The 19,256-nt window shown below is 26.6% G+C and carries 20 protein-coding genes and 4 pseudogenes; 9 read left to right on the top strand and 15 right to left on the bottom strand.

The features are described from left to right. Positions 1–110: 110 nt before the first annotated feature. Entirely contained in the window at positions 111–2,792 is a 2,682-nt protein-coding gene (locus AJ939_RS08465) for a conjugal transfer protein TraG N-terminal domain-containing protein (protein WP_070233493.1), read from the top strand. 29 nt (positions 2,793–2,821) lie between these two features. On the opposite strand, the gene AJ939_RS08460 is transcribed toward AJ939_RS08465, so the two are convergent. The 5 genes from AJ939_RS08460 to AJ939_RS08440 form a co-directional block, all read right to left on the bottom strand. Then, the gene (locus tag AJ939_RS08460; protein ID WP_070233494.1) at positions 2,822–3,103 is read right to left on the bottom strand and encodes a hypothetical protein; all 282 of its coding nucleotides are present in this window, start codon (positions 3,101–3,103) and stop codon (positions 2,822–2,824) included. An 11-nt stretch (positions 3,104–3,114) separates the two neighbouring features. After that, a complete protein-coding gene (locus AJ939_RS08455; RefSeq protein ID WP_044779584.1) occupies positions 3,115–3,396 on the bottom strand; it encodes a type II toxin-antitoxin system YafQ family toxin in 282 nt (93 codons plus the stop codon). Continuing rightward, positions 3,383–3,610 carry a hypothetical protein gene (locus AJ939_RS08450; RefSeq protein ID WP_002819580.1) on the bottom strand — a complete coding sequence of 76 codons (228 nt, stop codon included), beginning with the start codon at positions 3,608–3,610 and terminating at the stop codon, positions 3,383–3,385. The genes AJ939_RS08455 and AJ939_RS08450 overlap by 14 nt, the downstream gene beginning before the upstream one ends. A gap of 130 nt (positions 3,611–3,740) precedes the next feature. Next, positions 3,741–4,100, bottom strand: a complete 360-nt coding sequence (locus AJ939_RS08445) for a type II toxin-antitoxin system HicB family antitoxin (RefSeq protein WP_002779573.1) — start codon at positions 4,098–4,100, stop codon at positions 3,741–3,743. Between the two features lie 3 nt (positions 4,101–4,103). Continuing rightward, positions 4,104–4,331 carry a hypothetical protein gene (locus AJ939_RS08440; RefSeq protein WP_044780704.1) on the bottom strand — a complete coding sequence of 76 codons (228 nt, stop codon included), beginning with the start codon at positions 4,329–4,331 and terminating at the stop codon, positions 4,104–4,106. Positions 4,332–4,607: 276 nt separating this feature from the next. Here AJ939_RS08440 and AJ939_RS08435 point away from each other — a divergent pair, with 276 nt between their 5' ends. Continuing rightward, a complete protein-coding gene (locus AJ939_RS08435) occupies positions 4,608–5,294 on the top strand; it encodes a Fic family protein (protein WP_171822127.1) in 687 nt (228 codons plus the stop codon). 315 nt (positions 5,295–5,609) lie between these two features. Here AJ939_RS08435 and AJ939_RS08430 read toward each other — a convergent pair whose 3' ends face one another. Then, the gene (locus tag AJ939_RS08430) at positions 5,610–6,221 is read right to left on the bottom strand and encodes a DNA repair protein Rad50 (protein WP_070233495.1); all 612 of its coding nucleotides are present in this window, start codon (positions 6,219–6,221) and stop codon (positions 5,610–5,612) included. A gap of 154 nt (positions 6,222–6,375) precedes the next feature. Next, positions 6,376–6,600 carry a hypothetical protein gene (locus AJ939_RS08425; protein ID WP_070233496.1) on the bottom strand — a complete coding sequence of 75 codons (225 nt, stop codon included), beginning with the start codon at positions 6,598–6,600 and terminating at the stop codon, positions 6,376–6,378. Between AJ939_RS08425 and AJ939_RS10785 the strand changes: the two are divergent. After that, positions 6,592–6,720, top strand: a pseudogene (locus tag AJ939_RS10785) (RNA-guided endonuclease TnpB family protein); the annotation flags it as partial. The gene AJ939_RS08425 and the pseudogene AJ939_RS10785 sit on opposite strands and share 9 nt — an antisense overlap. A gap of 89 nt (positions 6,721–6,809) precedes the next feature. Here the strand turns inward: AJ939_RS10785 and AJ939_RS08415 are convergent. The 8 genes and pseudogenes from AJ939_RS08415 to AJ939_RS08380 form a co-directional block, all read right to left on the bottom strand. Beyond that, a pseudogene (locus tag AJ939_RS08415) lies at positions 6,810–8,601 on the bottom strand (AAA family ATPase). A gap of 2 nt (positions 8,602–8,603) precedes the next feature. Beyond that, entirely contained in the window at positions 8,604–8,807 is a 204-nt protein-coding gene (locus tag AJ939_RS08410; protein WP_002779783.1) for a type II toxin-antitoxin system HicA family toxin, read from the bottom strand. Beyond that, positions 8,800–9,018, bottom strand: coding sequence for a type II toxin-antitoxin system HicB family antitoxin (locus AJ939_RS08405; protein WP_002818418.1), 219 nt, complete (start codon positions 9,016–9,018; stop codon positions 8,800–8,802). The genes AJ939_RS08410 and AJ939_RS08405 overlap by 8 nt, the downstream gene beginning before the upstream one ends. A gap of 1,821 nt (positions 9,019–10,839) precedes the next feature. Continuing rightward, positions 10,840–12,068: pseudogene (locus AJ939_RS08400) on the bottom strand (DUF5710 domain-containing protein). A gap of 88 nt (positions 12,069–12,156) precedes the next feature. Next, positions 12,157–12,525, bottom strand: a complete 369-nt coding sequence (locus AJ939_RS08395; protein WP_250535477.1) for a hypothetical protein — start codon at positions 12,523–12,525, stop codon at positions 12,157–12,159. A gap of 419 nt (positions 12,526–12,944) precedes the next feature. Further along, positions 12,945–13,487, bottom strand: coding sequence for an NYN domain-containing protein (locus AJ939_RS08390; RefSeq protein ID WP_070233497.1), 543 nt, complete (start codon positions 13,485–13,487; stop codon positions 12,945–12,947). 377 nt (positions 13,488–13,864) lie between these two features. Continuing rightward, positions 13,865–14,131, bottom strand: a complete 267-nt coding sequence (locus tag AJ939_RS08385) for a hypothetical protein (protein WP_002804244.1) — start codon at positions 14,129–14,131, stop codon at positions 13,865–13,867. A gap of 2 nt (positions 14,132–14,133) precedes the next feature. Next, positions 14,134–14,693: pseudogene (locus tag AJ939_RS08380) on the bottom strand (hypothetical protein). A 585-nt stretch (positions 14,694–15,278) separates the two neighbouring features. Between AJ939_RS08380 and AJ939_RS11000 the strand changes: the two are divergent. The 6 genes from AJ939_RS11000 to AJ939_RS08355 all read left to right on the top strand — a co-directional run. Beyond that, the gene (locus AJ939_RS11000; RefSeq protein ID WP_180371444.1) at positions 15,279–15,452 is read left to right on the top strand and encodes a hypothetical protein; all 174 of its coding nucleotides are present in this window, start codon (positions 15,279–15,281) and stop codon (positions 15,450–15,452) included. 41 nt (positions 15,453–15,493) lie between these two features. Further along, entirely contained in the window at positions 15,494–15,919 is a 426-nt protein-coding gene (locus AJ939_RS08375; protein ID WP_002883973.1) for a hypothetical protein, read from the top strand. Then, positions 15,916–16,128, top strand: a complete 213-nt coding sequence (locus AJ939_RS10780) for a hypothetical protein (protein WP_070233498.1) — start codon at positions 15,916–15,918, stop codon at positions 16,126–16,128. Before AJ939_RS08375 ends, AJ939_RS10780 begins: the two co-directional genes overlap by 4 nt. 41 nt (positions 16,129–16,169) lie before the next feature. Beyond that, on the top strand, positions 16,170–16,637 hold the full coding sequence (locus AJ939_RS08365) for a hypothetical protein (protein ID WP_002799345.1): 468 nt from the start codon (positions 16,170–16,172) through the stop codon (positions 16,635–16,637). Positions 16,638–16,651: 14 nt separating this feature from the next. Further along, positions 16,652–17,947 carry a hypothetical protein gene (locus tag AJ939_RS11245; protein ID WP_070276727.1) on the top strand — a complete coding sequence of 432 codons (1,296 nt, stop codon included), beginning with the start codon at positions 16,652–16,654 and terminating at the stop codon, positions 17,945–17,947. Positions 17,948–18,221: 274 nt separating this feature from the next. After that, the coding region (locus AJ939_RS08355) for a hypothetical protein (protein WP_186820436.1) at positions 18,222–19,256 on the top strand (1,035 nt) is incomplete at its 3' end.

Raw genomic sequence — 19,256 nt, 5'->3', positions numbered from 1 at the left:
CAATTTAATCACCGCCTTTCTAGGTTATGATTAATGCCAAAGGTAGCCGCCTTTGGCATCTACCTTTTATAATTATACCAAACAAACTCTTTAACTTCTTAAAACAGTCCATGAAAAGATTTTACTTTTTATTCTTTAGCACTTTGTTTTTTGCACCTTCATTTTTATTTGGTGCAACTGAAATAGCTAATAGCAATTTAATTTATACTTGGGGTTATGGCGATGTGATGAATGAAATCATGCAAGCTGTTAAAGGTATAACCACTGAAACAAGTTATATCGTTAATGCAGCCTTAGCTATCTCATTATTGCTTTTTAGTATCAAAAAAGCAATGGATGGACAAACAAATCCTGTGTTTGAATTTGGAAAAATGTTTATACTTTTTGCTGTAGTGTGGCAGATGTTTTTAAGGGCGCCAAATGACAATAATCACCGCTTCATGATTCACGATGAAGTAACAAGTAAAGATTATGTCATTTCTCAAATTCCTATAGGCATAGGAAAAAGCTTTGCATTAATGACACAATTTGAGAAGGTTATCCTAGAAGCTATGGAAAAACATTTTTCAACTCCACAATCTACAAATTTCTCTAACGCAGGTTTAGGTTTTTCACTTCAAGTGATGAGTACTTTACCAAGCGTAAAGCTTTCGGCTATTGATGCAACTTTGCAAAAAAATATTGATTTTTATTTTAGAAACTGCGTTTCAGTAGGTATCTTGCTTAATCAACAAGGTAGAAATCTTTTTCAAAACTCTGATAATTTAATGCAAGATCTTTTCACAAACATAGGCAATGGCTCTCAGCTTACTCCTTTGTTTAAAAATAACAATAATGTTGAAGAACAAAGTGTTGTACCTTGTTCTGATGCAGGTCCTCAAATCGTTGAAATGATTCAAAACGATACAGATGAAGCTATGAAGATTCATGCTGCTTTGCTTGGTATGGTAGATGATATGACAAATTATGAGCAAAAGTTCTTAGGCGCTGCACAAATCTATAACGAACAAGCTGTAAGTGCTAGATCTTATTTACAGCAATCCATGATAATGCTTGCTTCTCAAGATGCAATCATTAATACCGCTAAATCAGTAGGATTAAATCCTGCTTCTGTGGCTGCAAATACTGCTTATGCGGATCAGCAATTTTATGCAAGTATGCAAGCACAAGGACACATGGCGCAAACTTATTTGCCTTTAGCTAAAGCTTATTTAACAGCTATTATCATAGGTTTATCTTGGCTTGTTGCTTTGCTTTCTATTGTATTTGGCTCTTACGCACATATTAAGATGTTTTTTACTCTATGTATTTGGATAGTGCTTTGGACTCCTATTCTTTGTATTATTAACTATCTAAATGATTATAATCTTATGAAAGTTGCACAAGTAATAACAGGTGGAAAAGCAGCTTTAAGCTTAGGAGATAACATGCTTATATTCAAAGAAGTAGCAAATAGATCAAATTTCATGAATTATCTTGTAATGAGTACTCCTGTTTTAGCTTATGCAATTGCTAAAGCAAGTGAGCAAGGATTTATAACTTTTGCTTCTGGATTATCTCAAGCTCTAACAGGTGCTTCAAGAGCTGCTGGAAGCTTTGCAAATCAGCAAGCCTTATCTACACAAACTAGCATTGCTGCTCCTAGAGGAGATGAAGTTTGGGCTGTGGGTGCAGGTTATAATACTCTTCAATCTTCGTTTGGTGCAGGTGGTAGAAGTTTTATGGGAACAAGAGATATGCAACATGGTGGCGAATTAGTTAAAGATAATATGACTGGAAGTTCCGCTGTAATCAATGCTAATGGTTCTATAGGTAATGCTTCTATTAAAGGATTAAATGCGGGTATGACTGCAAGCAATTTAGAAACAAGAGCGCACGCTCTAAGTGATGCGATTCAAAATTCTAACCTATCTCAAAGAGCTTTAGAAGTTGCTAGCGGAAAAGGAGATAGCTTAGCCTTATCAGAAAACGATAGAAGTGCTATTGCTAATGCAACGCAACATGCTTTAGCTAATGCTTATTCTAAAGCAACAGGTGTGGATGTATCGCAAGCTTATCAAGATGTGATGGAAGGAAAAATTGGTGGTAGTCTTGGATTTAGAAAAGGTAAAAATGCTTATATAGATATTAATATAGGAGGTAGTTTATCTACAAATTCAATAGAATCTGAAGGTTGGTATCAAAATCTAAGCAAAAATCAACAAGAAACCTTTAATAAAACCTTTAACGAAAGTATTTCTAATGAAATTAGCAAAAATAGAGATGCAAGTGCTTCATTTAATAACCTTCTTAAAACAGGAAATGTTACAAATTCTGCTAGCATCAAAAGTTCTATGGATAGCTATAATGAAGCTAAAACACTTAATAATTCAGTGGGTTATGATGGCGGATCATCTATCGTTCAAGGTTATATCAATGAAAATTATGGTGGCGTAGTTAATAAAGAAAATGTGGCTTCTGCTGTGAATGCTGTTGAAAATATGGCTGCAAGGGGAGATATGCAAGGATTATCACACTATGCAGGAGTAAACTCTAATGTCAATTCAAATGGATTACACGAGCAAACAAAACATAATTATTATGATCCAAGAGGTGTTATGACTGATCACAATAAAGCCATAGACGATTTAAATTCAAGATATCAAGGTTTCTTGAAAACAAGAAATGCTCCTGCTAAAGTTGAATCAGAAGGACTGGCATTTGATGTAGAAAAAGCAGCAGGCGCAGCTGAGAAAAAAGCAGGAACTGCTATCAAAGAAAGAAATGAAAAAATCAATGATGCTTATAAATAATAATGCACTGAGTCTAGTTTTAACTAGGCTTAGTGGCGATGGCGATTAACATTATGGTATATATTTCCTATCATAAAGCTATATTTTGGATCATTAATATAATCACTTTCAAAAGTTGATGAGCGTGATCTTAATGAGTCATCAGTATCTTCAAAATTCTCTTTTAAAAACTTCTTGATTTTCAATAATGTATTTTTAGAAAACAATTTGCTTAACCTATCTCTGATTAAATACAAAAGACAACAAGTTATTAAGACACTAACGATAGATGCAAATACTGCTAAATAAATAATTAAGTGCGCTTTATCCATCTTTATTCCTTTCAATATTTTTTAAATAACTTACTATGACTACCTAGTTTTAAAATATTTAGCTCTAACTCATTATTATGTTTTTGATAAATTAATAACAAGTTAGACTTTATATGACATTCTCTAAAATCTTTTAATACACCTTTTAATTGATGATCTTTATATTTAGGTTCTAAATTCTCATCATTAGAAAGTTTTACAATAACTTCATCAGTTATTTTACGCTCTTCATCGCTTATTTTTTTGTAAGCTTTTATAAAATCTTTATGGTAATAAATTTTATATTTTACCATTTTGATAAGCTTTCACAAAGTCTTGATGCGAATTAAAGCTTAATGCAGTATTGACTTTTTTTTCTTTATCAAGTTCTTTGCTTGCATTTAATATCTTACTTTCAAAACTACTCAACTTAGGCTTAGAAATTTTACATTTGGCATTTATGCTTTTTGCTAAACCCTTGAATGCAGGTAAAAAATCTTCATTAACATTTTCAATAATAAGGGTCATAAGCAACTCCTTTCTCAATTTATATAACATAATTATACCATTTTTAATAATTTTTGCAAGTATTTATACTATAAAATGCCTATTTTTTAGGAGTTTAAAACGGATTTTTTTTATTTAACTATGTCAATTTTTAGGTGCTTATTTTATAAGATTTTATAGCACTATTTGCAAGATCAGCTAAGAATTTGCTTCTATTATCGCTTATTGTATCTATTGCCTCTACTAAGCTTTTAGGCAAGGTAATATTAATTCTAATTTTTGCTTCATTATCAATAGGTTCTTTAATATAATCACCTTTTTCAAGCATAACTTCTAATGCTCCTTTAAATGCTTCTTTGAGATCTTTTAAGGCTTCTATTTCATTTTCACCATCTCCCATAATATAAGGGAAATCTTTATATCTTGCAAAATATCCTCCGCCATCTTTTTCATCAAGTTTTTTTATAATAATTTCATAAGGTAGATTAAGATAGTAATCTAAGTCTTTCATCATTCATTCTCCTGTTATAGCTTTTAAAACCATTTTGACATATATAGCCTTTATAGGGCGTTTAAATGAAATAGTAATAAGATCACATTCTTCTTTTCTGAATTGATAATGTAATCCGCCTTTATTAAAACATTCATAACCTTCGCTTTCTAATAAAATCTTAAGCGTTTCAAAGGGCGCATTGTTAGGATTATTTTTTAAATCTTTAATAATTTTATCTTTTTTACTCACTATAATATCCTTATGAGTATGTATTATACACACTTTTTATTAAGTATCACTTATAAACCGAACGCAATTCTTTTAATCTTGTTGTCTTTGTATGTTTAAAGGGGCTTTTCTGTCCTGCGGTTTTGCTAAAAATACTTCCATTTTAAACTTAAAAAACCTAAAGTTTAGATATAATCTCACAAAACGCTTACTATGTCGTTTCATAGTTAAGCCTTTAGGGTTATTTCCGCCAAGAGTTAAAACTCAAGGCGGATTTTTATGAAGGAAAGATTTAAAATGAGAAATTTAACTTTAGAAGAAAATATATTTTTAGCAAAAAGAAACCTTGTAGATATTATTTGGAAATCCGCGAATTTAGAAGGTGTAAATGTTACTTTTCCTGAAACTCAAATGATTATAGATGGCTTTAGTGTTCCTGATAAAACAATACAAGATTTAACAATAATTTTAAATCTCAAAAGAGCTTGGAATTATTTGTTTGATACCATTAATGAAAAAGTTAGTTTGAGTTTGATACAGGACTTTAATAGGATTGTAGGCAGAGATTTGGTTCATAAATTAGGATTTTTAAGAACAGCTGATGTTAAAATAAGTGGAACAAATTTTAAACCAAAATTACCTATTGATTATGAGGTTAGTAAAAATATAGAAACAATTTTAAAAAATGAAAATAAAAAAGAAGTAGCATTGGATTTGATGCTATATCTTATGAGAAGTCAATTATTTTTTGATGGAAATAAAAGAACTTCAATGCTAATTGCTAATAAAATTTTAATTGAAAATGGATTCGGTATTTTGGCAATTGCTAAGAATGATATGAATGAGTTTTTTACCCATCTTGTTAAATTCTATGAAACAAACAATAATTATGAAATAAAACAATTTTGTAAAGAAAATTGTATTGAAACAATGGTTTTTCATAATGATGAAGAAAAAACAAATTATAGGAAAGAATTGAGATAACACCCAAATTTTCATATAAAACATTAAAACTTATTCATTCAAAAATACTATAATTAAAGCGTATTAAGCATGGCTACTCTTTTGGTTATAAGAAGGAGACATGATGAGTAGTCATTGATTTTTTAGTTCTTGTCTTAGAATTAATTAACGAGATAATCAAGCTCGTTGATTATCTCACTCAAAAAACCGTTGAAAATTCTATAAAAACCACACTTAGTCTAAGCTTAATACAATTGTAACAAAAAACACTTAACCGAAAGAGGCGTGGCTTTCGGCTATTTGTTCTTGCAAAGTCTTTATCGTTAATATGTTCTATTATAAAACTTCTATAAAAATTTCTTTACTTTTTAGTTCCTCATAAAAATTTTTTCTTTTATTGGGGTCGTTTGTAGTTACAATGGTAAATCCTGCTTGTTGAATTTTCATGAGAATTTCTTTTGAAATATTCATACTATGGAATAATTTTTTAAAATGTTCAGGTGTCATTACTGCTGCTCTAATATAATGAAAAAATGGATTACCATTTTCTTTATTTTTATTATATTGCATAGTATTATTAAACACTATGTCACTGCTGTAACTAATGTTTTGGAAATTATCTTCTTTGATACGCTTTCTCATCTCATTATAAAATGAAGTTAATTTGTTATTCTCATCTTTAATAAGATTAAGTATAGGATCTGGAATTTTATCTAAATATTGATTTTTTTCATCGAAATTATCCACATTAAAAGAAGTAATATAGTAAGATTTATCCCTTGCTAATATTATAGAAGTTGAAGGATAATTTTTATCATAACCATCAAAATATAAATTCACATTTGCATTGTTATATTGATAACGAAGTTTAATACAGTTTCCGACTTTTTTATATTTAGCATTATTGTACTTCTCTAATAAAATACCTAAAATAATAGTATCACTCATTTGCACTCCTTTAAAACGAAAATCTAAATATTATGTTATTATACAATCAACATTTTAGAGCAATACTAAATATAAACTAAATTGACAATTTTTTAATTGTATGATATAATTTAAAATCATTATAAGGGCGGATCGAGATCGCCCATCTTAAATATTATTTTAAGTAGCTATTTAAATCTTTTTCAAAACTCTCTATTAAATCACTTAAAAAAGCATTGATTTTATTTAGCATAACGCCTATAAAGGTATTATGTGATTTAGGAGCTAAAGCCTTTTGATTTGTTATTTTTGTTTTATATAAATTTTCCCAGTGAAAACTTCTATTTCTGATTGTGAGTAAAAGGTTAAGAACAATATTTGCTTTTTCTATTATTTGCATAAGATAAGCGATGAAATCACAAATTTATATGATTTTATAGCTGTTGAAAATCTAAATATTAAAGGACTAATTAAAAACAAACACTTATCTAAATCTATTGCTAATGCTAGTTGGGGTAAAGATAGCTCTAGTAGGTATCAAAAATGGTTATATACTAGTTATCTATTCGTTGAAGCAAGAAACCCACTTTGCTTTAGCAGATAGGTGATTCACTCAAATAAAGACTTCTGTAAGATAAATTTATTACTTTTGGTGTTTAATCGATTCATTGGATCACCACGTTTAATATATCTTTTTACTCTATTATTACTTTGGTAGATAAAAAACAAATCATTTTCATTTTTATACTTGTTATAAAAAATTCATCATCATAATTTGCAAATTCTATACCTTTGCCATAAACATTAATTCCAAATTCTATAAGCTTATCTTTTAATTTAGCAATCTCCTTTTTTTGTTTTGAAATGATAGAACTTTCTTTATAAAGTCTATAAGCTTTAATTTCACAAAACTCACTATAACTAAGGATTTTCTTATCAGGAAAACTTGTCAAAAATCTAATTAAATCCTGTGCAACTAAAGAATTTAAATCAATGAGTATTTTTGATAAGTCATCATCATATGAAAGAGTAGATTCTGTTTCAAGTCTTTTGATATATTCCCTACGAACTGTCAATACAAATACAGATACAATCACGCCATTTTCTTTTGTGATACGCTCTACAGAATCAAACATTAAAATCCCTTTATCTCTTTGTGTAATTGTTTTTTTATCTTTATCTTCAATGTTTTGCGTAAAGGCTAAATCATATGCAAAACGAGAAATTTCTGTAAATTTTTGTTTTAACCAAGAATAATTACTAGGAGCTTTATTAAGATATTGTTTTAAAAATTTATAAGGCTCTAATCTTACTTCCATATCCCAAAAATTTTCTTGATATTTTTTAATAACACTTGTATCTACATTTTTCTTGATATATAAAAATAAAGCATCTAAAATACTTCTATGTGTTTGCGTTAGTAAAGAATTTTTAAGAGTAATAGCATATGATGAACCATTTGCACCAAGCATTCCAAATTCTATTTTATTGTCATTTTCTTTAAATGCTTTATAAAAATTAGAATCAGTAAGCTTTCGTGAGCTTAAATAAAAAACTCCTCTATTTTCATTCATTGTTACATAGCCTTCCGCTAAATCATTAACACTTACAGCAGAAATATCTTTTTTGTTGATAATTTCTAAGGTATGATTGTCAATATTTTCCACTTTTATATCTTTAACTAAAGGTTCATCAATGCTAGAGTTCTTTAATACTTTGATTGTTTTTTGAAACTCGCCAGCATTGATATTATTATTATCTTTTAGCACTTCAAGTAAGCGATAAGTTGTAGAGTTTTTATCTTCTCCTTTTTGAAATGAGAGTTTATAAACAAGTCTAGGGGCATTTATAATTACAGAGCTACCCATAAGACTTTCACCTTTTTTATCTAAGTGATGAAGTAATAAAATAGCTTGATTGTTTGATTTTGCTACATCTGTTAAAATATTAAAGAAATTTTGCGCATCGTTTTGATTATTTTGATCTTTAAAGCCCAAGATTGAGAAGAATGCACTAAAAGTATCAAGAACGATTAAATCACAATCTGCTAACTCATTAAGTTCTTCTTTTAAGCTATTCATAGGTTCTTTATCAATTTTTGGAAGTTCATTTGAAAACTCAAATTCTAAACTATTAAAAGGATAAAAATTTTCTATATTTTTAATGCGTTCTAAAATTGCTTTATTCTTATCTTCTATACTCCAAAAAAAGGTTTTAAACCATCATTAATTGCATTAGCACATACTTTTAAAGCTAAAAAAGATTTTCCTACTTCACTATTGCCACTTAATACAGCTACAGAACCTCTTTCTAGTTTAATGGTGTCTTCGCAAATTACAGAAACATTCTCATCACTAAAAATTCCAAGTGTAATTGTATTAATAGTATTGCGTTTAGGCATTTTTAATCCTTTGCTACTTCTATAATTTCAAATAGTTGTTTTATGATTTTAGGGTGTAATATTTCTCCGCTATGATGAGGAATAACCATTCTATAAAGTCCTTTTTTATAGATTCTATGACTACCTTTTTGCCTATCAATCAAAAAATTATTTTGCAATAAAAGCTTTTCTGCTTCTTTTGCAGTCAATCTTGGCAATTCAGGCATTTGCTAAAACCATTGGAATAATTGAAGTTGTTTTGTTTTCAATAATCCTTTTTTCTTCATTTGCAAGGCTTTCTAAATAAAGCTCCCCAGCTTCTTTTATATTAGCTAAAGTTTCTTCATAGGTATTTCCTTGCGAAACACAACCTTCAAGCTCTAGAATGCGTGCAAAATATCCATCCTGATCTTTTTCAATAATAATATTTAGTAACATTTAATTCCTTGCTATTGACATAAATAGAACAAACAATTAATTTACACCCTAAAAATTGACATAAATAGAATAGTTTAGTGCAAATTAACAACTTTTTATAAAGTAATTATAGTAAAATTATTATATTTATGTCAATACTTATTATATCTATATAAAAAATTATTTTTTTGAAAAATACTAATTTCATCTAAAATATAAAATTGACATAAATAGAATAGTTTATTATATTTATGTCAGCAAAATCAGCATACAATCACCCATAAGTTATTAAAAAATTGACATAAATAGAATAGTTACTAAATTCTTAAATTTATTAAATTTTATAATATTAAAAAAGGTAAATCAAAAATTAAAATTTTTGAACTTTTGTATAAAATCATAAAAAAATGATTTTGATAACTCCAAAAAAGAAGTTTTAATAAAAAAAATTTTTATTATTTTGTTACAATATCATAAGAATTAAAAAATGGAGAAAGAAGGTGAAAATTAAAAATATTCTTTTAAAGTGTTTAAAGCCTAATAAACTTAATATTTTAGAAAAATTGTATTTTGGTTCAATGTTTATGATGGTTTTAAGTTTTGCAATCTTTTTAATTCTTCTTTTAAATTCTTTATTTATGAAGATATTTTAGTTTTCTTTCGAGACTATTTTTTATTGCTTATAATTTTTATTATAGTATTGATAGGTTTATTTAATACTCTTAAGAGTGTAAGAAAATATAAAGAGATTTTAAAAAAGAAAAACTATGAATATTAAGCTTAATATTCCTTATTCTAATAAGGATAAATTAAAAAATATAAGATTAAGTGGAATAATGATTATAAAATTTGGTATTTAGAAGATTATAGGAATTTAACTTACCTTATCGATTATTTAGAAAATAGAAATTTTACTATTTATGTTACTGAGAATTTGTATATTGTTGAAGATTTTATTACTTGTTGGAAATGTCCTAAGATGATTCCAGTTTATGCTTTTGGGGCTTTAAAATCTTCTTTTTTAGATTGTGAAAAAAATATTGGAAATTTAATTCAAAATTTAAAATGATTTGGAATATTTTGTCTTATTCTCAAGAGCTAGAAAGTATTTTAAAAAAATAATATGAAAATTTCATATTCCAATACAACAAAAAGTTACTACCTTATGAATATATGTCAAAATTGTCAGGCAAAACAAGGAGAATTTTTTATTTAACGAAATAGATTCTATTTTTAGCCCAAATAGTGTAAATGAAGCTAAAAGGCTTAAAATTTATGAAATACCTTTGTTATTCGATATTGGGTTTGAGGGAGAATTTATAGAAATATTTTCAACTAATTGTTCAGATATTAATGCCTTGATTTGGTTTAATGCGGAACATAAAACCAATTTAACATATAATATTAATTACTAAAAATAACTATTATATATTAAAAATTAGTAATATATAATAGTATTTACTTTCAAACAACCTTATTATTTGTGACTTTTTGTCTTATAGCATCAATGATTTATTGTTATGCTTTCACCCAGGGTTTGAAAAAGATCATTCATTTATATTTTCTCTACTTGTTCCATCTGTAGCATTTTTTGGATCTTCATAGTATTACATACTTTTTTGGCTCTGAAGAGCAAGCAGAAAAAACACAAGCAGTAACTACACTTAATAAACTTAGTTTAATTAAATTTTGCATAAAAGTTCCTTTTTCTATAATTTTATATATATTTATAGTAACTATAATATACTAATATTTATTAATATATAATAAAATTAATTTTAAATAATAATATTATTATATAATATTTCACAAAATAATTATTTTTTATTTTAATATGATGAATTATCTTGTAATATCTTTTTGAGATATTGTTTTTGTAGGATTTTCAAAGGTATTAAGCTTATTATGAAAATCAATAAAATTTAATTGTTTTTTGACTTCATCAAGCCCTTTATTTAAAAAAATGTCATTGAAATCACTTATTCCTTGTTCTGCTTCTTGATTGCTGATTTTTGGAATAATAACTTTAATATCTGAAAATTTTTGTTGAATTTCTTTTGCAGTTTCCACCCCGACATTAGAAAGACCTTTTAATTCTCTTTTTTTATCATTATCGGCTATTAAGGTAATAGGAGTGTTTTGAAATTTGTTTTTTAGGGTTTCAACGATTTTTGATAAGTTTCCAGCATCTATACCCATTATTACAGGCTTATTGAGTGCTTTGTATATAGTTGCAGCAGTAGCAAAGCCTTCTGCTATGATAAATTCTTTGCAATATTCTAGGTTTTTTGCACCTATTAGGTGAAAACATCCAGATTTTTTACAGAATATTCAATGCCTTGCTCTTTTTCTTCTTTAGTTTTAATTACACCAATAATTTTATCACCATTTGGGAATATTCTTTGCACAGACCATAATTTGCCATTTTCATCTTTTAAGGGAATAAGTAAAGAACCTTTGTTATCCTGCTTAAGATAAAAGTTTTCACTAAAACCTTTTTTCTTTAAATAAGGATGATTTGAATGAGTCCAATTAGCTTGATTATATTCTTCTTCAATTTTTAATGCTGTTTTTTGCTGAAGCTCTAAAATGTCTTGTTTCGTATTATTGCTTGTAGAATTATGTAATCTTTTTTGGCTAGGAGTTTGATAACTTACAATGTTTTGTTTTGCATTTTCTAAAGGCATTTTCCAATTTTCTTTAATACCTGTTTTAAAATTTTGAATAAAACCAGCAGGGTATTTATCTAAAAATCCACTATAAGCTCCACTCATTTCTCTGCCTTTATCTGTTGTTGTTTTTACTCTGTGGATTTTGCCATCCATGATAGGTGAACCATCAATAATTAAACCTTGATTTTCTAAAGCAGATTTAAAAGTAGTTAAAACTTCATTTTCATCAAATGAAAATTCTTTATTTTGGTACGGATAAAACCATTGTGAGAAAATATTTTTATCTAAGCTTTTTGGAGCAAACCATTTTTTTTCTTTATCATCCCACATTGCCCCTAATGATTTTACTTTTTCTTTGTCTTTAAATGGAACATAAAGATAAATTCTTTTTTGTGGCATCGTATATCCTTTTAGTTTCCTTTAATATTATTATTGCTATAATTGCAATTAAATTCAAAGGGCTTCCTAGTAGCCCACTTTTTTTATATTAACAATATTCCAAAATTTCTTCGTTAAATGTTTTAATTAAATCACTTAAGAATAAATCTATTTTTTGTGGATTTAATCCTATATGAGTGTTTTCTATTTTTGTCGTTAATCTTGGATAATGTTTGCCATTTTTTTCTGTAGTTTTTAAAATATTTTCCCAATGATAACTTCTATTTCTTAGATTTTGCAATAAGCTAAGAACAATATCAACCTTATGCGTATTTCTAAAGCGTAATTTTATACCATTTTCAAAAAAGAAATTTCTATTGTGTCGATTGTAGTTTCTAAAATTGATATTTTTTAAATCCATTATAGAGTTTTGTAATTTATTTTCTTTGATAAGATGAATAATAGCTCCTAAGCTCATACGAGAAAGATATTGATGATGAGATAAATTTCTATTTTTTTCTCTATATTCAATTTCATCTTTAGCTTTTTTAATATTTTCATCATTAGAATTTTTTATCCAATTACTATCTTTCTCTGATAATTTATTATCTAGTTTATTTCTAAGAATAATTTCTAATGTAGCAATTTTTGGAGTGATTTTTCCTACAAGTTTAAGGTTATCATAATATTATTATAAGAAGATAATCTCATTTGAGAAAACAGATCATTAAAATTTGTTAGATTATTCATTCTTTACCTTGATCGAGAATATGTTTTTTCGTTGCTAATTTCTTTATCTGGTAAAACTTTATTTAGTTTTTTTGAAAAATTCATTCATTTTTTCTTTTAACAATATTGATTTTTTAGTTATCTATTTAGCAAAATAAAAAACAATAATTAATTACCATTTTTATTTTTATTAATAAAAACGGATGAGAGAATATCAATATGTTCTAATAAACCTTTTTTGATTCGAGTTTCTGGAAATCTCATAGTATCTAATTGCACAATAAGCCCTTCTTTTCTAGCGTGTTTTACAGCAGGAACAAGATCGCTATCCGAAGTAATTAAAATGATTTTTTCCACTTGGTGTTTATTTGCTAAAGTTGCAATATCAAGTCCTATTTTCATATCTACACCTTTTTGTTTAATATCTATAACAAAATCTTCATTGCTTAGTTCGCTAACATCAATTTCACCTAATCTTACAGCAAAATACGGTTGCTTTCTTAGATGTTTTAATAATTCACTTCTAAATTTATAAGTTGTAGTTTTGTTTAAATTTTTAGATTTATCAGTTTTTTCTATAGGAGGCATAGGAACATTTTTATCTAACGGTTCGCAATCATAAATATAAACTCTATATAAATAGTCTTCACTTCTTCTAAGAGTTTCCCACACATAGTCTTTTAATCTTTTGGCTAATTCTGCGGCTTCCATTGTTTTAATGCTTTTGTGTGTATTGTATCCTTCAATAAAAAAGAAAGATCTACAAGAACAGCAGTCTTTTTTGGTTGAATTATAGAAAATTCTGTATCTTTATTGGACAAATCCATAATATGTAGTCCTATTTGCTAAATCTTGAAGGCAAAATGAGTCGTCATTTTAAAAATATTATGTAAAAAGACCCCTCTATGTGCTAATGATGCTGTAATTTTAACATAAAAACATTAATAAGAACTTACTTAGAGTTAAGCAACTCATTTTCTTCTCCTTGTGAAAATTCTAATTCGATTAAGTCAAATAAACTTCGACCGTCATAATCTTTTTCATCTTCAATTTGTCTTTTTATTTTTTGCAAGGATATTTTAACATTTTTAACTATTAATATTTAAAGCTCGTGCCTCTTTTAAGATTAATTTTCTTATATAAGTGCCATATTCACTTACTAAATCTAAATCCATTAATTTTTTCAAAATTTCCATTTCTTGTTCATTAAGTCTGCAAACTACTAAATTGTCTCTTCTTAGTTTTTGATCTATAGTTTTTCTCCCAGCTGATTTTTTATCAGCTTTACTATATGTTTTTTGAGAGCTTGTTTCAGAGTTTAAAGCTTCTGCTATTGTAAAGGGTTTTTTTTCCATTATTATTTATCCTTTCTAATAAAATCTAAAAGTCTTTGATACTCATTGAAAAAATTTGTATAACTTAATCTTGAAAGATTGTTTTCATTATAAAGTTCAGTAAAAGAAGCTCCACTACTCATAGAATTTTCAATTATCTTTGAAAATTTAAAGAAAAAGAGATTTAAATCTGTAAAATTGCTTTCAAGAGTTTCACAAATTTGCCTTTTCTCTTTCTCATCTCTATAATCTGTAACCAAGATACAAACTCTATCATCATTACCTATTTCATTTAAAGTTTCCAATGTTCTAAGTAAAGAATTGTAATTACTCGTGCAAGGAATAATAATCTTATTACTTTCTTTAATAATATCTAATACCCCTTTTTCTACAAAACCACCAAAATCATAAACGCAATTATCTATTTTTTTGGAGTTGGTAAAATTTTTGCTTTTTCAGGATAAATCTTTTCTATAATAGAATTGTCATTGCTTTGTAAAAAATATTCTAAATCTTTAGCAATTGAAAAAGCAAAAGGAGTTTTTCCAACACCACCTTTTTTATTTACAACAGATATTATCATAAAAAAACCTTTTTTATATTTTTGTATAATATTATATATTATTATTTATTAATAAATAATATTTATTTTTGTTTCTTTGATTTTTTAGTGATAGTTTTGTTTTATATTCTAAATAATCTTCTAAATGTGTAGGTAGCATGAAGTCAAAAAACAATTAAATTTTATTGATTTTCATAATAAACTTAAAGCTTTTAAATCTATGGAAAAAACACAACCTGAAAAAGAGATAACTAGACAATAATAGTTACTCTTTGTAATCATAATATATAATAATATATAAAAAATATTTTTTATATATTATTAGTTAATAATAGTATATTATAATTATTATAAATATACAAAAAAAGGATTAAAAATGAAAAATACAATCAAACTAGCTTTATTAAGTGTAGTTACTGCTTGTGTTTTTTCTGCTTGCTCTTCAGAGCCAAAAAAGTATGTAATACTATGAAGATCCAAAAAATGCTACAGAGTTAGAATCTAAAATCAAAGAATGTGCAAATGCTTCAAGTTATTCTAAATCATTTAATTACAAACCACAAGTAAGTACAAAAGAACTTATGGAACAAGCTAGAGAAAATATAAATGAATGATCTTTTTCAAACCCTGGGTGAAAGCATAAAGCAAATCGACTTCACCCACGCTTTCTTAGAACTTACCAAAGGCAAAAGTCCTGATGAGCTTGATAAAGCAGATGAAACATTAAGACAAGAATATCTTAAAAACAAAGAATTTAAATTAATTAAAAGTATTAAGTAGATTGGTTATAATAAAACAATTTATCTATATTAGGAGTAAATTTGCAAATTCCTATTTATTCTAAACTCAAAGAAAAACTAGAAAGCAAAGGAATAGACAATATATCAAGTGGGCAAATTGCTTGGTTTGTATGTAGTGTAGGGATTTTTATCATTCCTATGGTATATTTTTATATCAGTAACAATTATGATCAATTCACTATTTTATTTATTATGTTATTTATTTTTATATTGAATATGCTTTATATTAAAAATTTTTTTGCATTATTGTTGCTTGTGATATTAATATTTATATATATGAAATATCATGAGTTTATCTATAATTTTAAAATTTTATTTTTTATTTTTGCACCTGTAATTTTTATCTTTTTAAGAGCTTGGAGAATTTTAATAACTTTTTTATGTGGATATATTTTTTTAGTGGCTATGGTATATATATTTGAGTTATTAGGAGGATTTTATAAATGAAATATTATGTTACGATTTATATTGATCCATTGGTAGAATGTTTTTTGGATTTTAAAAATCAGTGTTACTGGCAAAGAGAAGATTTCACCCACGCTTTCTTAGGACTTACCAAAGGCAAAAGTCCTGATGAGCTTGATAAAGCAGATGAAACATTAAGACAAGAATATCTTAAAAACAAAGAATTTAAATTAATTAAAAGTATTAAGTAGATTGGTTATAATAAAACAATTTATCTATATTAGGAGTAAATTTGCAAATTCCTATTTATTCTAAACTCAAAACAAAGCTAGAAAGCAAAGGAATAGACAATATATCAAGTGGACAAATTGCTTGGTTTGTGTGTAGCTTGATTCTTGCTTTGGTAACTTATATTATTCTAACTTTTCACTACATTTACATTAGTTATGGTAAATATGATAAGAATTTATTTTTATTAATATTTGATAGAAATGCAATAGAGTTATTTGTTATTGTATATTCTTGCATAATGTTTAATTTATTATATATTTATAATGCCATTCCTTTGGTTTTATCTGCGGTATTTATATTTTTAGCATTTTATTTTTCTAGTTTAAGCTTGTTTATTGTTGGTTGTTGTGGTATAGGAGTATTTTTCTTAATATCCATTTTTAAAAGAAAGTTTATGTTTAGTGTTTTACTATTCGCCTTGGGTTATACTTGCACATTGTTCTTTTTTTATGGACTGGCAACATATTAGAAAGGATTTTATAAATGAAATATTATGCAACGATTTATATTGATGAGTTTTTAGAATATGAAATATTAGTTAGTCTTTATAATGGAAACGGCTTAGATTTCACCCACGCTTTCTTAGGACTTACCAAAGGCAAAAGTCCTGATGAGCTTGATAAAGCAGATGAAACATTAAGACAAGAATATCTTAAAAACAAAGAATGGGACAAGATAGATCAAAAATGGTATGAAGCTAAAGAACCTAATGAATTCAATGATGGTTTTTGGGGTTTTGGAACTGGAATTGCTAATGTTGCAGAATCTCTTATAGGATCTCCTGACAAAGTATTTAACAATAACCAATATGTATTAGATAGCAATATTGATAAAAATTGTTATATTATTAAAAAACTAAGAAGCCCCCAAGCTTTCAAACCCTCTAATCGTTGCACTTTAGAACTTTCTAAAGAACAATATGAAATCCTACTTGCAAATATTAAAAATGATTTTAATACTACAAAAGAAATTACACCTAATAGCAAAGAACCAATCAATGAAGAATTTACCTATAAGCTTCTTGAAAACAACTGCGTTACTTGGGTTATTCAAAAACTTTCTGATATAGGAATAGAGCTTATTGATGATGAATATAAAGTGCCTGGAAATTTGATAGATATCTTTGGCTTGATCAAATCTCTTCACTCTATCTTTTTGAAATTTCAAAACATTGATGATAATTTACAAAGCGTAAAAGGTGCAAGAGCTTTTATTACTTGGACTAGATCTATGCTAGATAATAATTATATATGTTATGTAAATCAGGAAAATTTAGAAAAGAAAATACAAACTTTTTGTAAAAAAGATATAGAAAATCAAAGATATTATGAAAGTATTAAAAAATTTTATGATAAAGCCTCCCAACTTAAAAGTATATATAATAAATTAGATTTTTGTTTGGAATCTATCACTAAAAAATTTAATACAAGCATAAAAGGCGATTTTGAATTGATTTATTTCGATAGAAAAGATAGACAAATTAAACTTTTAAAAGCAGATAATGATTATGAAGCTATTGCGATACAAGATTTAGATTTGAGTCAAAAATATAATAATTTTAGTGTGAGTAAGTTTTATCCTTTTATTTTTATACCTAAAGATGAAATGCTTTCAAGAATGCTTTATCATAAATATGATTATGGTAATATCTCACAAGAATATCAAAAAGATAGAAATGAATTTTATTTTAATGTTTTAGCAGGAGAAAAAAGCGATAAATACTGGAGTTTAAGTTATCATAAAATGACTAAAAATTTAAGGAAAATTCATGCCTCTTGAAAAAGTAAAAGAAACAATTTTTGCTAATGATAAAGAAGTGATTGATTGTGAAGTCTTAAGGGCTAAAAATGTTGATTTAACTCATTCTAAAATTTATTTTCAAGGTATACTCCTTACAGGCTCAAATGAACTTCCTAACAATCCTTTTTACTTTGGAGAATTAGATCAAGATAATACTATAAAACAAGATACACCTAGTTATTATTTTTCTCCTAAAGATGAAAGCAGTGGTTTAGGAAGACTTAGTATCTTTTATAAAAATGATGAACTTTGCTTGCTTAATTATTCTATTATAGAAAATTCTTTAAATATCAAATTAGAATGTTTAAGCAAACAAAGCTTAGAGTATAAAGACTTAATTTCAAACACTTTAAAAGAACAAAAAACCACACAAGTAGATAAAAAACAAGCTATAGCTAAACTTCATGCTCTTTTAGAAAATCAAAACCTAGAATGTATCCATGGAGGTAAAGTCATACTTAAATCAAACAAAGGAAAAACTTTTAAAGATGATGGTGTGCCTATTATGCTAGAAAGTGATTTATTAAACTCTAGTATAGTAGCTTGTCCTAATACTATAGCAGGTGTAAGTGTTCCTTGTACTAAAGTTGTTAATGTAAAAGGATCCTTATCTCAAAAGAAAGTCAATAATGAATATGTAATCTTACAAGAACTCATATCAGCTTGTATTAGTGATAAAGGTTTTCCTTTAAAAGTAAGCTTTACTCCTACTAAGTTTAAATTTGATCACAGCTTTAATCCTAAAGAGGGCTTAGGAGAACAAAGTAAAAATCAAATAGAGTTAAAAGAACCTATAATAAGACTTCATTATAAAAGTGATAGATTTCAAAAAGATAATTTACCTATCTATAATCTTTTAATCAATAATGAAAAAAAAGAACAAAATAAGGCTTTAAATGAATTTAATATAGATTTAAAAGATTTAAAAGATATAGAGGATATAAATATTCTTAATCAATTCAAACAAGACTTTAGTAAAGATTATGAATTTAAAGAATTAAATCTTAGCTTTGATACTAATTTAATCAAACTTTATTTTATTATCTCAAAAAACATTGCTAAAGTTTATAAAAGTGCTTATAAGGAATTTGAAAACAAAGATTTAGGAGTAGGGTATTTTACACAGCTACATGAGTATGATAAAATCATCAAAAATGCTTTAGAAGATAATAAAGAATTAAACGAATATCATTTTAGTTTTTTAGCTCCTGCAAAAATGCAAAATTTAAAACTTCAAATCGCACAAGGACTAGATGAAATCTTAGAAGATGAAGATAGAAAACAAGAG

The organism is Campylobacter sp. BCW_6889, from assembly GCF_001762535.1.
GTDB classification, from domain to species: domain Bacteria; phylum Campylobacterota; class Campylobacteria; order Campylobacterales; family Campylobacteraceae; genus Campylobacter_D; species Campylobacter_D jejuni.
This window is presented reverse-complemented; position numbering and strand designations above follow the sequence as displayed.

Coding starts and splice junctions, on each gene's coding strand:
- AJ939_RS08465 (WP_070233493.1), top strand. CDS start 111: ATGAAAAGATTTTACTTTTTATTCTTTAGCACTTTGTTTTTTGCACCT.
- AJ939_RS08385 (WP_002804244.1), bottom strand. CDS start 14,131: ATGGAAAAAAAACCCTTTACAATAGCAGAAGCTTTAAACTCTGAAACA.
- AJ939_RS11000 (WP_180371444.1), top strand. CDS start 15,279: ATGAATGATCTTTTTCAAACCCTGGGTGAAAGCATAAAGCAAATCGAC.
- AJ939_RS08435 (WP_171822127.1), top strand. CDS start 4,608: ATGAGAAATTTAACTTTAGAAGAAAATATATTTTTAGCAAAAAGAAAC.
- AJ939_RS08405 (WP_002818418.1), bottom strand. CDS start 9,018: ATGTTACTAAATATTATTATTGAAAAAGATCAGGATGGATATTTTGCA.
- AJ939_RS08390 (WP_070233497.1), bottom strand. CDS start 13,487: ATGGAAGCCGCAGAATTAGCCAAAAGATTAAAAGACTATGTGTGGGAA.
- AJ939_RS11245 (WP_070276727.1), top strand. CDS start 16,652: ATGAAATATTATGCAACGATTTATATTGATGAGTTTTTAGAATATGAA.
- AJ939_RS08450 (WP_002819580.1), bottom strand. CDS start 3,610: ATGACCCTTATTATTGAAAATGTTAATGAAGATTTTTTACCTGCATTC.
- AJ939_RS08395 (WP_250535477.1), bottom strand. CDS start 12,525: ATGAGCTTAGGAGCTATTATTCATCTTATCAAAGAAAATAAATTACAA.
- AJ939_RS08445 (WP_002779573.1), bottom strand. CDS start 4,100: ATGAAAGACTTAGATTACTATCTTAATCTACCTTATGAAATTATTATA.
- AJ939_RS08430 (WP_070233495.1), bottom strand. CDS start 6,221: ATGAGTGATACTATTATTTTAGGTATTTTATTAGAGAAGTACAATAAT.
- AJ939_RS08410 (WP_002779783.1), bottom strand. CDS start 8,807: ATGCCTGAATTGCCAAGATTGACTGCAAAAGAAGCAGAAAAGCTTTTA.
- AJ939_RS08425 (WP_070233496.1), bottom strand. CDS start 6,600: ATGCAAATAATAGAAAAAGCAAATATTGTTCTTAACCTTTTACTCACA.
- AJ939_RS10780 (WP_070233498.1), top strand. CDS start 15,916: ATGAAATATTATGTTACGATTTATATTGATCCATTGGTAGAATGTTTT.
- AJ939_RS08460 (WP_070233494.1), bottom strand. CDS start 3,103: ATGGATAAAGCGCACTTAATTATTTATTTAGCAGTATTTGCATCTATC.
- AJ939_RS08455 (WP_044779584.1), bottom strand. CDS start 3,396: ATGGTAAAATATAAAATTTATTACCATAAAGATTTTATAAAAGCTTAC.